At 65.6% G+C, this 17093-nt stretch carries 15 protein-coding genes and 1 pseudogene; 4 read left to right on the top strand and 12 right to left on the bottom strand.

All coding sequences use genetic code 11. The annotated features are described in order from the left end of the window. The first annotated feature begins 15 nt into the window (after nucleotides 1-15). Nucleotides 16-1482: a M48 family metalloprotease gene (locus QX124_RS12455; RefSeq protein ID WP_315735734.1), complete on the top strand. Its 1467-nt coding sequence runs from the start codon at nucleotides 16-18 to the stop codon at nucleotides 1480-1482. 401 nt (nucleotides 1483-1883) lie between these two features. Here the strand turns inward: QX124_RS12455 and QX124_RS12450 are convergent, their stop codons facing one another. The 5 genes and pseudogenes from QX124_RS12450 to QX124_RS12430 form a co-directional block, all read right to left on the bottom strand. Then, on the bottom strand, nucleotides 1884-2714 hold the full coding sequence (locus QX124_RS12450; protein ID WP_315715249.1) for a CarD family transcriptional regulator: 831 nt from the start codon (nucleotides 2712-2714) through the stop codon (nucleotides 1884-1886). Between the two features lie 501 nt (nucleotides 2715-3215). Continuing rightward, nucleotides 3216-3554 carry a ferredoxin FdxA gene (fdxA, locus tag QX124_RS12445; RefSeq protein WP_315715248.1) on the bottom strand — a complete coding sequence of 113 codons (339 nt, stop codon included), beginning with the start codon at nucleotides 3552-3554 and terminating at the stop codon, nucleotides 3216-3218. Between the two features lie 114 nt (nucleotides 3555-3668). Next, a pseudogene (locus tag QX124_RS12440) lies at nucleotides 3669-3935 on the bottom strand (RNA-binding S4 domain-containing protein); the annotation flags it as partial. Between the two features lie 61 nt (nucleotides 3936-3996). After that, nucleotides 3997-7557: a helicase-related protein gene (locus QX124_RS12435; RefSeq protein WP_315797302.1), complete on the bottom strand. Its 3561-nt coding sequence runs from the start codon at nucleotides 7555-7557 to the stop codon at nucleotides 3997-3999. Between the two features lie 448 nt (nucleotides 7558-8005). Then, nucleotides 8006-8785: a DUF3108 domain-containing protein gene (locus QX124_RS12430; protein WP_315756949.1), complete on the bottom strand. Its 780-nt coding sequence runs from the start codon at nucleotides 8783-8785 to the stop codon at nucleotides 8006-8008. Between the two features lie 641 nt (nucleotides 8786-9426). On the opposite strand from QX124_RS12430, the gene rpmB reads away from it, so the two are divergent. Both rpmB and QX124_RS12420 read left to right on the top strand, forming a co-directional pair. Further along, nucleotides 9427-9735: a 50S ribosomal protein L28 gene (gene rpmB / locus QX124_RS12425; RefSeq protein ID WP_315735146.1), complete on the top strand. Its 309-nt coding sequence runs from the start codon at nucleotides 9427-9429 to the stop codon at nucleotides 9733-9735. 341 nt (nucleotides 9736-10076) lie between these two features. Continuing rightward, entirely contained in the window at nucleotides 10077-11339 is a 1263-nt protein-coding gene (locus tag QX124_RS12420) for a DUF2235 domain-containing protein (protein ID WP_315735148.1), read from the top strand. Nucleotides 11340-11399: 60 nt separating this feature from the next. On the opposite strand, the gene QX124_RS12415 is transcribed toward QX124_RS12420, so the two are convergent. The 3 genes from QX124_RS12415 to QX124_RS12405 all read right to left on the bottom strand — a co-directional run bounded on the left by QX124_RS12415 (nucleotide 11400) and on the right by QX124_RS12405 (nucleotide 12377). Then, a complete protein-coding gene (locus QX124_RS12415; protein ID WP_315756922.1) occupies nucleotides 11400-11744 on the bottom strand; it encodes a hypothetical protein in 345 nt (114 codons plus the stop codon). Nucleotides 11745-11806: 62 nt separating this feature from the next. Further along, on the bottom strand, nucleotides 11807-12043 hold the full coding sequence (locus QX124_RS12410; RefSeq protein WP_315735151.1) for a transcriptional regulator: 237 nt from the start codon (nucleotides 12041-12043) through the stop codon (nucleotides 11807-11809). Nucleotides 12044-12170: 127 nt separating this feature from the next. Then, nucleotides 12171-12377, bottom strand: a complete 207-nt coding sequence (locus QX124_RS12405; RefSeq protein WP_315735153.1) for a cold-shock protein — start codon at nucleotides 12375-12377, stop codon at nucleotides 12171-12173. Between the two features lie 456 nt (nucleotides 12378-12833). Here QX124_RS12405 and rpsU point away from each other — a divergent pair, with 456 nt between their 5' ends. After that, complete coding sequence (gene rpsU, locus QX124_RS12400) at nucleotides 12834-13157, top strand: 30S ribosomal protein S21 (protein WP_315773200.1); 324 nt, start codon at nucleotides 12834-12836, stop codon at nucleotides 13155-13157. Nucleotides 13158-13212: 55 nt separating this feature from the next. On the opposite strand, the gene QX124_RS12395 is transcribed toward rpsU, so the two are convergent. The 4 genes from QX124_RS12395 to QX124_RS12380 form a co-directional block, all read right to left on the bottom strand. Further along, nucleotides 13213-13401 carry a hypothetical protein gene (locus QX124_RS12395; protein WP_315735157.1) on the bottom strand — a complete coding sequence of 63 codons (189 nt, stop codon included), beginning with the start codon at nucleotides 13399-13401 and terminating at the stop codon, nucleotides 13213-13215. A 250-nt stretch (nucleotides 13402-13651) separates the two neighbouring features. Continuing rightward, a complete protein-coding gene (locus QX124_RS12390; protein ID WP_315797301.1) occupies nucleotides 13652-15262 on the bottom strand; it encodes an ABC transporter ATP-binding protein in 1611 nt (536 codons plus the stop codon). A 4-nt stretch (nucleotides 15263-15266) separates the two neighbouring features. Continuing rightward, the gene (locus QX124_RS12385) at nucleotides 15267-16106 is read right to left on the bottom strand and encodes an ABC transporter permease (protein ID WP_315773198.1); all 840 of its coding nucleotides are present in this window, start codon (nucleotides 16104-16106) and stop codon (nucleotides 15267-15269) included. Further along, nucleotides 16103-17074, bottom strand: a complete 972-nt coding sequence (locus tag QX124_RS12380) for an ABC transporter permease (RefSeq protein WP_315797300.1) — start codon at nucleotides 17072-17074, stop codon at nucleotides 16103-16105. Before QX124_RS12380 ends, QX124_RS12385 begins: the two co-directional genes overlap by 4 nt. Nucleotides 17075-17093: the final 19 nt, after the last annotated feature.

Below are 17093 nucleotides of genomic sequence, written 5' to 3'. Positions count from 1 at the left end.
TCTGTTCGAAAGCGCATGACGGTGATGAACTGCGGTTCGTGGATCGCACCGGCGTTGCTGTGCCTGGGACTGGCGTTGTCCGGTTGCAGCGACATGGGCAAGTTGCAGCAGGCGACGGCGCCGATGCCGACGCCGCGGCCGAAGCCGGCGATGGTGCAGACGACGCCGGCGAGCGATCGCGAGCACGAGCGCATTCTTGCTACTTATGGCGGTGCCTATGAGGATCCCCAGCTCGAGGGCCTGATCGGCAAGATCGTCGACCGGCTGGTGGCGGTGTCCGATCGGCCCGACCAGGGCTACAAGGTCACGATCCTGAACTCCGGTGCGGTCAACGCCTTCGCGCTGCCGACCGGCCAGCTCTACGTGACGCGCGGCCTGATTGCGCTCGCCAACGACACCTCCGAATTGTCGTCGGTGCTGAGCCACGAGATGGCGCACGTGCTGGCGCGCCATGCTGCGATTCGCGAGGACCAGGCGCGGCAGGCCGCAGTGGTGACCCGCGTCGTCTCCGACATGGGCAATGATCCGGACCTGACGGCGCTGGCGCTCGCCAAGACCAAGCTGACGATGGCGAGTTTCTCTCGCACCCAGGAGTTCGAGGCCGACGGCATCGGCGTCGGCATCTCCGCCAAGGCGAAGTTCGATCCCTACGGCGCGGCGCGCTTCCTGAGCTCGATGGAGCGCAACGCCGAGCTGAAGGCCGGCAAGGTGGCGATCGACCCGCGCGCGCAGGACTTCCTGTCGTCGCATCCGGCGACGCCGGAGCGGGTGCAGAACGCTGCCGCCATCGCCAAGCAATACGTCTCCCCCGAGGCCAGGGAGCATGACCGCGAGACCTACTTGGCTGCGGTCGACAACATCGTCTATGGCGAGGACCCGAGCGAGGGCTTCGTGCGTGGGCGGCGCTTCCTGCATCCGAAGCTCGGCTTCACCTTCCAGGCGCCGGAGAACTTCACGCTCGACAACACCGCGCAGGCGGTGATCGGCGTGCGCGAAGGCGGCGCCCAGGCGATGCGCTTCGACGTGGTGCGCGTGCCGGCGCAGCAGACGCTCGGCGACTATCTGAATTCCGGCTGGATGGAGAACGTCGACAAGTCGGCGACCGAGGAGCTGACGATCAACGGCTTCCCGGCGGCCTCGACCTCGGCGAGCGGCGATCCCTGGCAGTTCAAGGTCTACGCGCTGCGCGTCGGCAGCGACGTCTACCGCTTCATCTTCGCCTCTCGCCAGAAGACCACCGAGAGCGAGCGCAATGCGCGGGAGACGGTGAACTCGTTCCGCCGGCTCAGCCTGGAGGAGATCCAGTCGGCGCGGCCGCTGCGCATCAAGGTGATCACCGTGCAGCCGGGCGACACGGTCGAGTCGCTCGCGCACCGCATGACCGGCGTCGACCGTCCGGTCGAGCGCTTCCGCGTTCTCAACGGCCTCGACGCCCGCGCCCAGGTCAAGGTCCGCGACCGCGTCAAGATCGTGGTGGAGTGACGGGCTGAGGGACGGATTCCCCGCTTGCCCCGGCGGGTTGATGCCATGCCAGGACGGCCACACCACAACTGTCGTCCCGGGCAAGACCGGCAACGCGACAGCGTTGCCGGGCGCCGACCCGGGATCCATAACCACAAGTGCAAATGGCTTGAGCGCTGGAGCTCCAGCGCGCGTCCTTGCAAGCGCCCGGGATTATGGGTCCCGGCGTTCGCCGGGACGACAGCGGAGCAAGTGCGACCAGCGCCCCACCTTCGCACGCAGTCCATCGCCAACTCGCGAACGGCGAGCACGTCTACACCATGGCCATGAAGCGGTGCCGTCGACGTGCATCCCAAACAAAAAGCCCGACCTTTCGGCCGGGCTTTCGTAAGCAACTAATTGGAAAACGCGCGAACGGTCGATCAGGCGGCCTCGTCGGCCACGGCGGTGTCGTCGCCGTCGATATCATCGCCCTCGGCGTCGGCATCACCTTCGGCGACCGCATCGGCTTCCGTCTTGGCACCGCGGCGCGGGCTCTTGGCGAGCTGCGTCTCGATCTCCTTGACGGCCTCGGTCTCGGTCGAGTGCTGCACGACGGCGATCTCGCGCGACAGACGGTCGAGCGCCGCTTCGTAGAGCTGGCGTTCGCTGTAGGACTGCTCGGGCTGCGACTCCGAACGGTAGAGATCGCGCACGACCTCCGCGATCGCGACGATGTCGCCCGAATTGATCTTCGCTTCGTATTCCTGGGCGCGACGCGACCACATGGTGCGCTTGACGCGGGCGCGGCCCTTCAGGGTCTCGAGCGCCTTCTTCACCAGCGCCGGGTCGGACAGCTTGCGCATGCCGACATTGGCGACCTTGGCGGTCGGCACGCGCAGCGTCATCTTGTCCTTGATGAAGTTGATGACGAACAGCTCGAGCTTGGCGCCCGCGATCTCCTGCTCCTCGATGGCCAGGATCTGGCCGACGCCGTGAGCCGGATAGACGACGAATTCGTTGGTCTTGAAGCCCTGGCGCTGGGTCGGCAGCTTCTTTTCCTCGACGCGCGGCGCGGCCGCGGCGGGAGCAGCCGGCTTGGCGGCGACAGCGGGCTTGGCAACAGGGGCAGCAGCGGCGGGAACGGCGGTCTTGGTAGCAGCCTTGGGCGCAGCGGCGGCCTTGGCAGGCGCAGCCTTGGCAACAGAGTCCTTTGCAAGAGTGGTCTTCGCGGCGGATGCTTTCGCGGCAGTCTTGGCAGTCTTTTCAGGCATTGCGCTTCTTTTGTTCTTAGTGGACTTGGCAGCCGAGGCCTTCGCGGCAGCCCGAATCTCCTTTACAGGAGCCCGGGCACGGCCCTTGGAAACGCTGCGGCTGGCCGCGGCGGCTTTTTTTGTACTCTTGGAAGCACTCTTTTTACGCGTTTTCTGTGACACAGCCTGCGCGCGGAACTGCCACGCCCCTGTTTGATGTTGCGGGAACCTAAAAGGGCGGCCAAAAAGGTTACGCATGGCCGGGTTCGGCTCTGAGAATGTGCTATATATAGCACATTTGCCGCAAAAATCAATGATTTAGAGGCCGCAGGGGCGGTATTGTGACGGATCCACGAAGTTAGGGTTAAGTGAAGCGTGCCGGAATAGAACAACTCGTGCAGCGCGTCCCGCTCGCCGCAAGAGGTGTTCTAGGCCATTGTTTCCGCGTAACGATTTCGATCGGCGCGACGGCACCCCGCAGGCCGGGGCGCGCTGGTGAACGCGCAGGTAGCGAGACGACCGTCAGTCTCCGGCGCCGGGCTTCGACGAAAAATATTTCTGGAACTTTCCATCCTCGCCGTCGTGCTCCTTGGCGTCGGCCGGCGGGTCCTTCTTCTGGGTGATGTTGGGCCAGGACTTGGCATATTCGGCGTTCACGCCCAGCCACTTCTCCAGCCCCGGCTCGGTATCCGGCTTGATCGCGTCGGCCGGACATTCCGGCTCGCACACGCCGCAATCGATGCATTCGTCCGGATGAATGACCAGCATGTTGTCACCCTCGTAGAAGCAGTCTACCGGGCAGACCTCAACGCAATCGGTGTATTTGCACTTGATACAGTTTTCGGTGACGACGTAAGTCATCCAAGGCTCCGGAACGGATCGACAATTCGGCTGGCTTGGACTAGCGCAGGACGTGTTGTGCCGCAAGTGAAGCGGGGCGAAGAACTGAACCGGATATTGCTCTGGCGCAATCGATCAGGATCGTCCGCCATCCAGATCATCGTACAGTCCGCGCACGGAGGCGGCATCGCCGCGGCGCTCGGCAAAGCCGGTCACCTTGAGCACGCGCACGCTGCGGTCGAGCGCGATGGTCAGCACGTCACCGGTCTTCACCCCATGGCCGGGCGACGTCTCGCGCACGCCATTGATCCGGACATGGCCCGACGACACCAGCGCCGCGGCGCTGGTGCGCGCCTTCACCAGCCGCGCATGCCACAGCCATTTGTCGAGGCGCTGGCGCTCTGACGGGGTGTCGGACGTCGGCGTTGTCCTTCCAACCTATCTAGCCAACCGATCTTGCCGCTCAATCCTTGCGGTTGTTCGCCGCGAGCTGCTCCTTGAGCGCGGCAAGCTTGGCAAACGGCGAGTTGGGATCGACCGGACGGTCGCGATCCCGGCCTCCGCCGCCACTCGAGGCGTAGGGCCGCAGCGCCGGACCGCTGTCGCGCTTGTCGCGACCGCCCTTGCCGAAGTCGCGGCCGCCGCGTCCCTCACCACCGAACTTGCCGCCCTTGTTGCGATCGCGGTTCTGGTCGCGCCCCTTGGCGTCATGGTCGCGGCGCGGCCCGCGCTCCTCGCGCGCCGGCGCTGATGCACCCTCGGCTGGAGCCGCACCAGCCTCCGGCGGGCCCTTGCGGAAGTCCTTGCCGAACTCCTTCATCCGGTCGCGTCGGCCCTGGCCGCGGTGATGGCGCTCGCGCGCCTCGCCGCCCTCGGCCGGAGCCGTCCCGGCAGGCGCCTGCCCGCCGCCGGCACCCTGCCCGCGCTCGTGCTGCGGACGGTTGGGCCGGCCGCGATGATGATGGTCGTGGCGCGGCCTGCGCTCCTCCGAGCGCCCGCCCGGCCGCCAGACCTCGACCAGGACGGGCTCGGCGGCAGCCGCGGGAGCCTCGGCGGGAGAAGCCGCGGTCGCGGTAGATCCAGCAGCAGCTTCAGTCCCGGCAGCTTCAGCCGAAGCATCGCCGATGCTTGCTGCCTCGTGCGCGACGGCCTCAGCGGCTTCTGGCTGCGGCGCATCCGCAGCAACGGCGGCTTCCGCCTCGGCGACGACGCTTTCGGCAGCCGTCTCGGCCACGGACGCCTCGTCCGCCGCATCCGGCGTGACGAAATCGACGGTCGGCAGCGATGCCAGGGCCGACACCGACGCGGTTTCCGCCTGCTCCTCGCCGACCGCCGCGGGCACGGCGACGGTCTGCTCGGTCACCGGAGCGACGGCGGCCTCCGCGACGGTAGGAACCTGCTCGTCGGCCGGCTCGCCGGCGACAGGCGCGAGGTCCTCGCCCGGCACGGCCTGCGCTTCTGCCGGCTCAGCCGGAGCGGTTTCCACAGCAGCAGCCTCGGCAGCAGCAGCCTCGACGGGCTTCTCAATCGGCTTGGGCGGCAGGGGCGGACGCTTCTCCATGCGATAGCCGAGCGCACGCAGGATCGAGGCGAAGTCCTCGCCGGCCGAGCCGGTGAGCGAGGTCATCGCCTGCGTCACCACGAAGCCGCGGCCGTCGAAGGCGCCGGCGGGCTTTTCGCCCGGTGCATTGTCGCGCCAGGCCAGGGCGGGACGAATCAGGTCGGCCAGCCGCTCCAGGATGTCGACGCGCACCGCGCGCTCGCCCGCCTGCTTGTAGCCGAGCACGCGATAGGCATCGCGCGGCAGTGCCTTGTCGACCGGGAACGAGGTACGGCCCGAGCTCGCCAGATGCTGCGCGCCGGTCAGCGCGGACATGTCGACATTGCCCTGCTTCTCGGCCCACAGCAGCGCAGCGAGCGCGCGCGCCGCCGGCTTGAGCAGCGCCGGGACGTAGATGTGATAGGCGCCGAAGCGCACGCCATATTTGCGCAACGTGGCGCGCGACGGCTGGTCGAGATCCTTCATCTCGGCCGCGATCTTGGCGCGCTCGATGACGCCGAGCGCCTCCACCAGTTGGAACGCGATGCCGCGGCCGATACCGGTGATGTCCTCGGCCTTGGACAATTCGAACAGCGGGCCGAGCAGCTTCTCGATATGCGTCTTCAGCCAGAGATCGAGCCGCGCCTGCACCTTGTCGCGCGCAGCACCCGTCAGCCGCTCGTCGGCGATGATGCGAAGGCGCGGATGCAGAGCGTCGTCGGCCGCGACCAGCTTCGCGACCGCGTCGCCGGTCCAGCGCACCGTGCCGTCGGCGGTGAGCACGATGTGCTCGTCGGGCGCGCTGGACAGCTTCTCGGCGCGCGCCTCGATCTCGCCGGCCAGCGCCTTCTGGGCAGCAGCCTGCAAGGCCTTGGCCTCCGAGCCGGCTTCGGCGGCGTCGGGCGCGAAGGTGAATCCATCCAGACGGCCGATCGCGTGCCCTTCAACGATCACTTCGCCGGTCTTGCCGATTTCCGTATTCAAAACACTGTTCTCCCGCAGGCGCCGCATCAATACACTGGTACGACGATCAACGAAACGCTCCGTGAGCCGTTCATGAAGGGCGTCTGACAATTTATTTTCGAGCTCGCGGGTAATCCCCTGCCAATAATCAGGGTCGCGCAGCCAGTCTGGCCGGTTGGCCACGAAGGTCCAGGTACGAATCTGTGCAATCCGCCCCGACAGCGTGTCGATGTCGCCATCGACGCGGTCGGCCTGATCGACCTGTGCGGCGTACCAGGCGTCCGGAATACGCCCCTTCTGCATCAGGAAGCCGAACACGGTGGTCACCAGCTCCGCATGGGCGGCCGGCGACAGCCTGCGATAATCGGGGATCTGGCAGGTTTCCCAGAGACGCTCGACCGCGGCCGCGCCATGCGCCATGTCGCGCACCTCGGCGTCGCGCGCGGCATGATCGAGCACGCGCAGATCCTCCGCGATCGGCGCGCGCGTCAGCGCCTCATGCCCCGGCGCGATCGCCAATGAGACCTGAAGCGCGCTCAAGGACGCGAAATCAAGCCTGGAGTTCCGCCATTGCAGCACCTTCACGGTATCGAAGGTGTGGTTCTGGAGCGCATTGACCAGCTCGGGCTCGAACGGCGCACAACGCCCGGTGGTGCCGAACGTGCCGTTGCGCGTCGCCCGTCCGGCACGGCCCGCGATCTGGGCAAACTCCGACGGCGTGAGCCGGCGGAACTGATAGCCGTCATATTTGCGGTCGGACGCGAAGGCGACGTGGTCGACGTCGAGGTTGAGCCCCATGCCGATCGCGTCGGTGGCGACGAGATAGTCGACGTCGCCGTTCTGGAACATCGCCACCTGCGCGTTGCGGGTTCGCGGCGACAGCGATCCCAGGACCACGGCGGCGCCGCCATGCTGGCGGCGGATCAGCTCGGCGATGGCGTAGACCTCGTCGGCCGAGAAGGCCACGATGGCAGTCCGGCGCGGCTGTCGCGTGATCTTGCGGTCGCCGGCGAATTCGAGCTGCGACAGCCGCGGCCGCGTCACGGTCGATACGCCCGGCAGCAGCCGCTCGATGATGGGGCGCATCGTCGCAGCCCCGAGCAGCAGCGTCTCGTCGCGGCCCCGCCGGTTGAGGATGCGGTCGGTGAAGACGTGGCCGCGCTCGAGATCGGCGGCGATCTGGATCTCGTCGACGGCGAGGAACGACACGTCGAGATCCCTGGGCATCGCCTCGACGGTCGACACCCAGTAGCGCGGGTTCTTCGGCTTGATCTTCTCCTCGCCGGTGATCAGCGCAACGGCCTCGCTGCCGACGCGATCAGCGATCTTGTTGTAGACCTCGCGCGCGAGCAGCCGCAGCGGCAGTCCGATGATGCCGGAGGAATGCGCGAGCATGCGCTCGATCGCCAGATGCGTCTTGCCGGTGTTGGTGGGGCCGAGCACGGCGGTGACGCCGCTTCCGGGAGCACGGTCGGACGCGCGCTCGAAAGGCGAGGCTGCCGAAGAAGACGAAAAAGCCATTCGTTAAATTGGGTCTCGAGGCCGGCGTTGCAGGCGCGCGGGTCAGGCGCGATGGATGCTGGAATTATCGTCGTTCTGAGAGGCTGCGATCCTCACACCTGTGTCACATTGCTACGCATATAGGGACGCAGCTTAAGCTTCGGAACGCCTTGAGAACGAATCACGCCCGAATCGCTGACTCCAGCGCCTTTCCGGCTTCGTTCACCGCAACATCTCGCGCCGCGCGATCAAGGCAGCACTAGATCAAGTTTTCACAGTCTCGACAAGCAACGCTTTCGCGAGGGAACTGGCGCTGTTTCGAGCAGGCCCGAGTCGAATCAGAATCGGCGAAGAGTCAAACGGATTCACGCGAGCCGTCGTTCAGGCCGCGCGCCGGATCACACGTGCTGGCTTTCCGGGCGGCCTCGCAATGACGGCGCCGGCCGGACAACGAGGATTCCGCCGCGCGCTACTGCGTTTTCGCGACGTGCGGCGAGGCCTGGGTGATGAAGGAGGTCGCCTCGAGCATCGCCTTGCCGAAAGAGGTCGGAATCACGACCCGGAACGGCACCAGGATGCGCGTGCCCGCGAGCGGCACGAAGAAGATCTCCATGTTGCGGGCCTGGGCGAGATATTTGATCACCGGCCGGTCCGGGATGTAACCCGCGACCGGCGTGAAGTAGACCGCGCAGACCAGCGCCGGACCACGATAGCCTTTGTCCGCCTTGACGTTCTCCATGCGCTTGTAGTCGAGCTTGAGCTCGTAGCGCATGCGGCCGTCGAACACGGGCGCAGCGCCGCGGCACGAGTCCGGCGACAGCAGCTCGCCATTGCCCGGCACCCGCACCAGCGAGGCCGTCATCGGATCGAGCACGCCGCGCTTGTGGGCATCCGTTACCGGAATGCGGTCGGGATCGACCGGCGGCGTCGGCTCGATGGCGAAATCCTTCACGGTGCCGTTCTGCAGATTGATGCGGATCTGCTCGGACTTCTTTCCCGTGGTGGTCGAGGCCTGGTAGCTCTGCCCGACCAGAGCGCCGTTGACGACGCGTCCCTGCACCGACCCGGTGCCCGATCCTTGGGAGAAGCTCTTGAGCAGGCCCGCGGTGCCGCCCTGAGCTGCGGCGCCATACTGATCATCCCCGATTTCGACCGCCCAGGTGCCCTTGCCGACGGGGATGCCAGCCAGCGAAGCCTCATATTGGGCGTCCAGCCGGGCCTGTGCTCGGGCGCCGTGGGGGGCCAGCAGCAGGAGCGCCGCGATGGAGCCGGCCACCGCCAGGCGCCGGAAACGGAAGAAGGCCGTGCTGTTGGTCACGTCGAAATGGTCCTGCCGATCCGCTTGTCGGGCCCCGGCCCCTGTGCCGCGCCACTGCTGTTACTTACGCCAAAAACGCTCCTGAACAACGCGAACCGGTCACATCCTGGCCGATTGTCCAGCGCTTTACGTCCGGCTCCGCTTCCGGCGAAGCCGCATCGGGCGGCCCAACTCCCCGTGAGCCCCTGCAATCCGCCGGGGCTCGACGGGCCGGTTTGACGCGCCATCGCGCGAACGTCCACTCATCACGCCCGAATACGCCCTTTATGTGGTCTCCGGCGATCGGCTATGATGTTGATTGTACGACGTCTTTCAGAGAAAAACGGCCATGCGGACGCCTATGGCCGGACGCCGTGCCGCGGGTGCAAATACCGCCGCCGTGAAGCGAGGCAGCCCTGCGATTCGGCGCGTGGCTAAGGGGCCACCGGCCCCATCCCTCAAAACCTTGACGAAAAGCCGCATCCCCCCTATAGGACCGCATCTCCCAGAGACGAGCTGGACGAGTTTTGGACCCCCGCGGCCCGCCGACACAGGCGGACGAAGGGTGCGGGGATGAGAGAGGATTTACTGCCATGTCGCGGCGCTGTGAACTGACGGCCAAGGGCCCCCAGGTTGGCCACAAGGTCAGCCACTCCAACATCAAGACCAAGCGGCGCTTCCTGCCGAACCTGTGCAACGTGACCTTTATCTCGGATGTACTCGGCCGCAACGTGCGCCTGCGCGTCTCGACCAACGCGCTCAAGAGCGTCGACCACAATGGCGGCCTCGACGCCTATCTGCTCAAGGCTAACGCTGCGGCGCTGTCGCCGCGCGCGCTGGAGCTGAAGCGCGCCATCGAGAAGAAAGCGGCGGACGCTGCCCCGGTCGCCAAGGCGAGCTGAGAGAGCAAGCCGAAATCCACGATTGATGCAGAAGCCGGACGCGTCACAGGCGGGGCTTCGAGCGAAGCGAGATATCGAAACGGCCGGATCGAGAGATCCGGCCGTTTTGCTTGCGGATGCCGTGACCAGCCGACAACTCTGGACACGGCAGCCGGCGCGGGGCGACCGGACACGTCGAGTGACCATCCGTTCGTACGGCGGCGCCATTCAATCACTTCGCTATGTCCGTCGCGCGGCGCGCAACAGCGACCCAGACGAAGTGCCATAGGAACCGACCTCCCCAACACCAGCCCGATGCTCTACACTCGTTGCGGTAGCATTATCGCGGACATTCCTTTGTCATGAAGAATATTGTCATCTGCTGCGACGGCACCGGCAACGAGATCAGCGAAAACATCTCGAACGTGCTCAAGCTCTATCGCTGCCTGCGCAAGACCGACAAGACGACGCCGCTCCAGGCCGTGTTCTACGATCCCGGCGTCGGCACCCTGACACAGCCGGACAGCTGGCATCGCTTCAGGGCCAATTTCAACATGGTGCTGGGGCTCGCCACCGGGTACGGCCTCGACGACAACATCATCAGGGCCTACTGCTTCCTCGCCACGCATTACCAGCAAGGCGACCGCATCTTCATGTTCGGCTTCTCACGCGGCGCCTACACCGTGCGCGTGCTTGCCGGACTGATCCACAAGGTCGGGCTGATCTCGCCCGATCAGATCAATCTCGCCGGCTCGGGCGTGATCGCCTACAAGAAGTACTCCTCCGACAATCCGAAGGCCGGACGCGGCATCACCACCGAGGTCGAGAGCACCGAGGAGGAAGGGCCGATTCCCGAGAGCCGCGACGACCAGGCCGCGCAATTCGCGCGCATCACCTCGACACGCTGGCCAACGATCCATTTCGTCGGCGTGTGGGACACGGTGGCCAGCGTCATCGTGCCGCGCACCGACCGGTTCCTCGCCCTCCCCAGCCTCGAGGAGCTCGCCTTCTCGATCGAGAACCCGAGCGTGAAGATTTTCCGGCAGGCCGCTGCGATCGACGAACGGCGCTGCATGTTCCGGCTGAAGCCGTGGAACATGCCGCAGACCTTCACGCCGAACCGCTTCAACAAGGCGCATGCGGGACCGCAGGACGCCAAGCAGGTGTGGTTCGCCGGCGTACATTGCGACGTCGGCGGCGGTTATCCCGAGGCGCAATCGGCGGTCTCGAAGTATCCGCTGCTGTGGATGATCGACGAGGCGGTCGAGGCGGGGCTGGCGGTCAATCCGCGCACGGTGAACCAGCTCGCCTGGGGCGTGCAGCGCAAGAACAGCCCGTTCTCCTATGTGGCGCCGAGCATCCAGGGCCCCCTGCACGATTCGATGAGGCCGGCCTGGCGGCTGCTCGAATGGCTGCCGAAGAGCGCGACGTACAAGGAATGGCCGGAGCGCAAGGCGCGTTTCGGATTCTACATTCCGAATTGCGAGCCGCGCTTCATTCCCGAGGGCGCGTTCATCCACGAGAGCGTGCTGATGCGGATCGCGGAATCGCAGGACTACCGGCCCGTCAATCTGCCCGCGTCCTATGAGCGCGTCCCGCTTCCGGTCAAACAGAAGGCGGAGTAGCAGCAACGGCGCGTAGCGCGTCGGGCAGCGTCTTCGGAGGCTCGCGCGTGGCGGATCGCCTCAGATCATGCGCAGATGGATGACGCCGTCGGTCACCTCGCCACGGGCGAACTGCTCGCGCGCCATCTGCTCGAACGCCGTGCGGTTTCGCTGCAGATAAGCGAACGCCTGATTGCGTGTGCCGAAGCAGGTCTCGAGATGACAGACCTGCCGCGTAGCGCCGATTGCAAGCGCAAATGCGATCGTCTGGCCTCCACGCTGCGTCTCGTCCTTTGCAATGCGAACGTCTGTAGCTGTCAACTTGGCCACGTCAGCCTCCTCGGTACGAAGGTCGGATCTGTACGCGGGACGCGGTTGAGGCGTAATGATCAGGCATGGATCGCCCGTTTGTTCGAGCACCAGCAACGGATCTGAAGTTCCGATAGTTCCACCGGGCAGCCGACGTCGGAAGGCGAGATGAAGCAGCCCTAGCGAGCGACCTTCTTCCGCCGCTTCGGCGCAGGCGCAGCAACAGGACCCGCTTGCGCAGCTTCCGCTTCCTTGGCGAGCCGCAACACGCGCAGCCGCTCCATGTTCTTGCGGACCGCCATCGCGCGCTGGTCCCATTCGGCGCGCGCCTTCGCCCCGTCCTCGGCGGCGACGCGCTGGCGCTCTGACCGCGCAATGCTTTCGGGGGAGCGTTCTGACATCCTCTTGGTGGCCATCGACTGATCCTTCCGGAGATGCGGGTTACCGTCGAGACGCAGAAAGCCCGCTCAATACAGGATCGAGCGGGCAAACCAGCCATTTCAGTACATCCGTGAAATGGCCCAAGACGTCAGATCAGTACGATCAGACCAGCGCGAGATTTTCTGCGCTGGTTTTACCGCGCATCTTGTCCGTCTTGACCTCAAAACTGACTTTCTGGCCTTCAGCCAAGCCAGCGAGACCAGCGCGTTCAACCGCGCTGATGTGAACGAACACGTCGTTCCCGCCATCCTCCGGCTGAATGAAACCAAAGCCCTTCTGGCCGTTGAACCACTTGACGGTACCCTGCATGTCTATCTCCAAATCATTAATCGCGCGACCATCACGCGATCCTCATTCAACTGAGCGATGACTTTTGGAAATAGCCCACAGGCACATTCAGAAAGGCACAGCGGCTAATCGAACTACCTCAAGGTAGAGATTTTCTGGGGGAATACAAGGCCACGGGGCAAATATAGTTTGCCGAGAGCCGGAACCGTGAGTCGGCTCACGCTGGCAATATCAGCAAATTGCCCTTATCTTCACTGGACCATCGGTAACGGCCTGGCCATCGATGGCTGAGAGACACTCGTGCTCCCGCCTTCCGACGAAGGGGATCATCGTGTCTCGCACGTATTGTGCTCATCACATTGTGAGCAACACGTTTCATTGACGCCGCTCTGCTGAGCGCGCCGCTCCCCCGCCGCAGCGCTGATCGGCTTCGCCAACCTAATTTCATCGATAGAGATGAAGACAAGGAGGACACTTTTGCAGGTTCTTGTTCGTGACAACGACGTCGAGAAGGCGTTGCGCATCCTGAAGCGGAAGATGCAGCGCGAAGGCGTATTCCGCGAGATGAAGCGCCGCAGATCCTATGAGAAGCCATCGGAACGCAAGACGCGCGAGAAATCCGATGCGATCAGGCGCCAACGCAAAGTCGCGCGCAAGCTGGCCATCCGCGAAGGCCTGCTGCCTGCGCCGGTCAAGAAGGTACCTGCGTCGCGGCCGGGCGTGCTGCCCTCCACGACCTCGACGCGCCCCGATCGTGATCGGCCGCGGGATTCACTCACCTCTGCAACGCCGCGCAGCTGAGCGAACGACGGCATGTCCGCCGAAAACGACGGACCCGACGGAAAGAGGCTGGCGTTCACGCCAGCTTTTTCGGTTGTTTACCGGCGTTGTCGGCCGCTTCGCGCGCCAGGCGCTCGGCCTTCAGTCGCTCGCGGTTCTGATCGAACGCGGTCTGAGCCTTTTCATAGTCACTCCTCGGCGGCTCGGCCGGCTTGAAGGCCTTGTGAGCCTCGCGCACGGCGGCCGTTGGCTTGCGCTCCGACATGATGACAGTCCTCGTTGGAATGGTGAACGCCGCTGCGACATCCTGTCGAGACTGGCATAGCATGGGCACGGTTCAATGACGGCCTCGGGTAGGCGGAGCCCGCTGTCTTGGCGCGGACCGGCTTGGACGACCACCCTGCGGCCTCATCGGGGGCCCTTCCTATTATAATCCAAATACGCCGAAGATGTTGCAAGGAATTGAACCCGACCCGGTGCTCCATCGTTCCGACCGGCCGACGGCTTACGCACAATCACGCCATCCCGTGCTTGCGGCCGGGCACGGCAGCGAGCAGCTCGCGCGTATAGACGTGTTCGGGATTGGCGAACAGCGCCGCGGTCGGCTTCAGCTCGACGATCTCGCCCTTCTGCATGACGGCGATCCGATCGCAGATCTGCGCGGCCACCCGCAGGTCATGCGTGATGAACAGCATCGACAGACCAAGGCGCGCCTTCAAATCTTCCAGCAGCCGCAGCACCTGCGCCTGGACGGACACGTCGAGCGCCGACACCGCTTCATCCGCGACGATGATCTCCGGATCGAGCGCGAGCGCGCGCGCAATGCCGATGCGCTGACGCTGGCCGCCGGAGAATTCATGCGGGTAGCGGCCGATGGCGCCGGCGTCGAGCCCGACCATGCCGAGCAATTCCTGCGCGCGTTTCAGCGCTGCGTCGAGCGCGGTGCCGCGGGCGACCATGCCGTCGGCGATGATGCGGCCGACCTTGCGGCGCGGGTTGAGCGAGGCGAACGGATCCTGGAAGATCATCTGGATGCGATGACGCTGCGCGCGCAATGCGCGGCCGTCCAGCGCCGTGAGATCGACATCGCCGATCCGCACCGTGCCGCGATCGGCCTCGATCAGCCGCATCACCAGACGCGCAACGGATGACTTCCCCGAGCCGGACTCGCCGACGAGTCCGAGCGTCTCGCCCTGGTGGATTGCGAAATTGACCGCATGCGCCGCGCGCGTCTCGCGCTTCGGACGGAACCAGCCGGTCGGCGTCACATATGTCTTGTCGAGGCCGATCACCTCCACCGCCCGAGGCGCATCCTCGCGTGATTGCCGTGGCGGCGGATCGAACGACGGCACGGCGGCGAGCAGCGCCTTGGTGTAGTCATGCTGCGGATGGCCGAGCACGGCGGCGGCCGTGCCCTCCTCCACCACCCTGCCATGACGCAGCACCACGACCTGGTCGGCGATATCGGCGACGACGCCGAAATCATGGGTGATGAACATCACCGCCATGTTGTGGCTGGCCTGCAGGTTGCGGATCAGCTTGAGGATCTGCGCCTGGGTCGTGACGTCGAGCGCGGTGGTCGGCTCGTCCGCGACGAGCACGGCCGGCTCGAGCGCGAGTGCCATCGCGATCATCGCCCGCTGGCGCTGGCCGCCGGAGAGCTGATGCGGATAGGCGCGGATGATCCGCTCCGGATCTGGCAGCCCGACCTCACGCGCCAGCGCCAGCGCCTTGGCGCGGCGCTCCCGGGGGCTCAGCAGATCATGCGCTTCGAACACCTCCATCAGTTGCTCGCCGATCCGCATCAGCGGATTGAGCGCGGTCATCGGCTCCTGGAACACCATGGCGATGCGGCGGCCGCGCAGATCGCGCCAGCCTTCGGCATCGACGGCAAGCAGGTCGCGTCCCTCGAAGCGGATCTCGCCGCTTTCGACTCTGACAGTATCCGGTAGCAGGCCGAGCAGCGCATGCGCGCACATCGACTTGCCCGAGCCGGATTCGCCGACCACGCAGACGATTTTGCCGGCGGCGAGATCGAACGAGACGCCGTCGACCGCATGGGCGCGCTCTGCGCCCGTCGGCAAGGCGATACGGAGGTTCCTGATGGCAACGACGGGATCGGCCATCTTCTCACCTGCCCTCGCGCGACAGGCGCGGGTTGAGCGCATCGTTCAGCCCCTCGCCGATCAGATTGAGGCCGAGCACCGACAGCAGGATCGCGACGCCAGGAAACACCGTGATCCACCACGCCTGACGAATGACGGTGCGACCGGCGCCGACCATGTAGCCCCAGGAGATCAGGTTGGGATCGCCGAGGCCGAGGAACGACAGCGAGGATTCCAGGAGGATCGCGGTCGCGACCATCAGCGAGGCCAGCACGATCACCGGCGACAGCGCGTTGGGCAGGATCTCGCGCCAGATGATCCAGGCATTGCTCTGTCCGGTGACGATGGCTGCCTGGACATATTCGCGGGTCCGCAAGGACAGCACCTCGCCACGCACCAGCCGCGCCACCGGCGGCCAGCTGACGAGGCCGATGGCGGCGACGATCGAATAGATCGACGGCTGCAGGATCGCGACCAGCACGATGGCGAGCGCGAAGCTCGGGATGGTCTGGAAGAACTCGGTGAAGCGCATCAGCGCATCATCGACGCGGCCGCCGAAATACCCGGCGATGGCGCCGAGCGGCACGCCGACGATCAGCGCAACGAGTGTCGAGACGAGACCGACCAGCAACGAGACGCGGGCGCCGAAGATCAAGCCGGCGAGCACGTCGCGTCCGAGCGCATCGGTGCCGAGCGGGACCTTCGACAGCGTGAACGGCGGAACGAACGGCCGCTGCACCATGCGCCATGGTGAATTGGGGAAGTAGACCGGCCCGGCCACCGCGATCACGATCGCCAGAACGAGAATGATCAGCCCGATGATGCCGCTCGGGCTGCGCAGCATGGTGCGCCAGAACTGCCTCATGAGGCGTACTCAATGCGCGGATCGACCAGTCGGTAGACGAGATCGGTGACGAGATTGAAGATCAGCACCATGGCGGAGGAGACCACGAACACGCCGAGCAGCAGGTTGTAGTCGCGCTGGATCAGCGCGTCGTACATCAGCCGTCCGATGCCCGGCCAGGCGAAGACCGTCTCGGTCAGCACCGCGCCGCCAACCAGGGTGCCGGCGTGAACGCCGGCGAGGGTCACCACCGGCAGCAGCGCGTTGCGCAGCACGTGGCGGCGCAGGATGACGCCATCGCGCAGGCCCTTGGCGCGCGCGGTCTTGACGAAGTCGAGCCGCTTGACCTCGAGCATCGAAGCGCGGGTCATGCGGGTGTAGGTCGCCATGAAGAACAGGCCGAGCGTGGCAGCCGGCATGGCGAGATGTGCGGCGACGTCGAGCGCGTGGCGGACTCCCGTATAGCCGGCACCGACCGTTTCATAGCCGAAGCTCGGCAACCAATCGACCCAGACCGAGAACAGCAGGATCGCGATCAGGGCGATCCAGAACAGCGGCGTCGCGTAGAAGATCAGCGCGAGCACGGTAATTGCAGTATCGAGGATCGTGCCAGCGAAGCGCGCGGCGAGCGCGCCGAACAGGATGCCGAGACCGAGCGAGATCGCGAACGCGGTGAGCGTCAGCAGCAGGGTCGCCGGCAGCCGCTCGGCGATCAGCCTGGCGACCGGCGCCTGCTGGCGGAACGAGAAGCCGAGGTCGAGGCTGGCGATGCCCTTGACGTAGATGAGGAGCTGTTCCGGCAGCGGACGGTCGAGGCCGAATTTTTCGCGCAACTGCGCCACGAAAATCTGGTCGGAGGCGCCGGCTTCACCGGCAATGACGACGGCCGGATCGCCCGGCGCCAGCCGGATCAGGAAGAAATTCAGCACGATGATGGCGAGAAGGACGATGACGCCTTTCACGACGCGCTGGGCGATGAAGGAGAGCATGAAAGGTCCGTGGAGGTCA

This window comes from Bradyrhizobium sp. SZCCHNRI3043 (genome assembly GCF_032377735.1).
Taxonomy (GTDB): domain Bacteria; phylum Pseudomonadota; class Alphaproteobacteria; order Rhizobiales; family Xanthobacteraceae; genus Bradyrhizobium.
The sequence above is the reverse complement of the archived record's forward strand: the minus strand, read 5'-3'. Positions and strand labels throughout refer to the sequence as shown.

Coding starts and splice junctions, on each gene's coding strand:
- QX124_RS12455 (WP_315735734.1), top strand. CDS start 16: ATGACGGTGATGAACTGCGGTTCGTGGATCGCACCGGCGTTGCTGTGC.
- QX124_RS12450 (WP_315715249.1), bottom strand. CDS start 2,714: ATGCCTGAAAAGACTGCCAAGACTGCCGCGAAAGCATCCGCCGCGAAG.
- fdxA (WP_315715248.1), bottom strand. CDS start 3,554: ATGACTTACGTCGTCACCGAAAACTGTATCAAGTGCAAATACACCGAT.
- QX124_RS12435 (WP_315797302.1), bottom strand. CDS start 7,557: ATGGCTTTTTCGTCTTCTTCGGCAGCCTCGCCTTTCGAGCGCGCGTCC.
- rpmB (WP_315735146.1), top strand. CDS start 9,427: ATGTCGCGGCGCTGTGAACTGACGGCCAAGGGCCCCCAGGTTGGCCAC.
- QX124_RS12420 (WP_315735148.1), top strand. CDS start 10,077: ATGAAGAATATTGTCATCTGCTGCGACGGCACCGGCAACGAGATCAGC.
- QX124_RS12410 (WP_315735151.1), bottom strand. CDS start 12,043: ATGGCCACCAAGAGGATGTCAGAACGCTCCCCCGAAAGCATTGCGCGG.
- QX124_RS12405 (WP_315735153.1), bottom strand. CDS start 12,377: ATGCAGGGTACCGTCAAGTGGTTCAACGGCCAGAAGGGCTTTGGTTTC.
- QX124_RS12395 (WP_315735157.1), bottom strand. CDS start 13,401: ATGTCGGAGCGCAAGCCAACGGCCGCCGTGCGCGAGGCTCACAAGGCC.
- QX124_RS12390 (WP_315797301.1), bottom strand. CDS start 15,262: ATGGCCGATCCCGTCGTTGCCATCAGGAACCTCCGTATCGCCTTGCCG.
- QX124_RS12385 (WP_315773198.1), bottom strand. CDS start 16,106: ATGAGGCAGTTCTGGCGCACCATGCTGCGCAGCCCGAGCGGCATCATC.
- QX124_RS12380 (WP_315797300.1), bottom strand. CDS start 17,074: ATGCTCTCCTTCATCGCCCAGCGCGTCGTGAAAGGCGTCATCGTCCTT.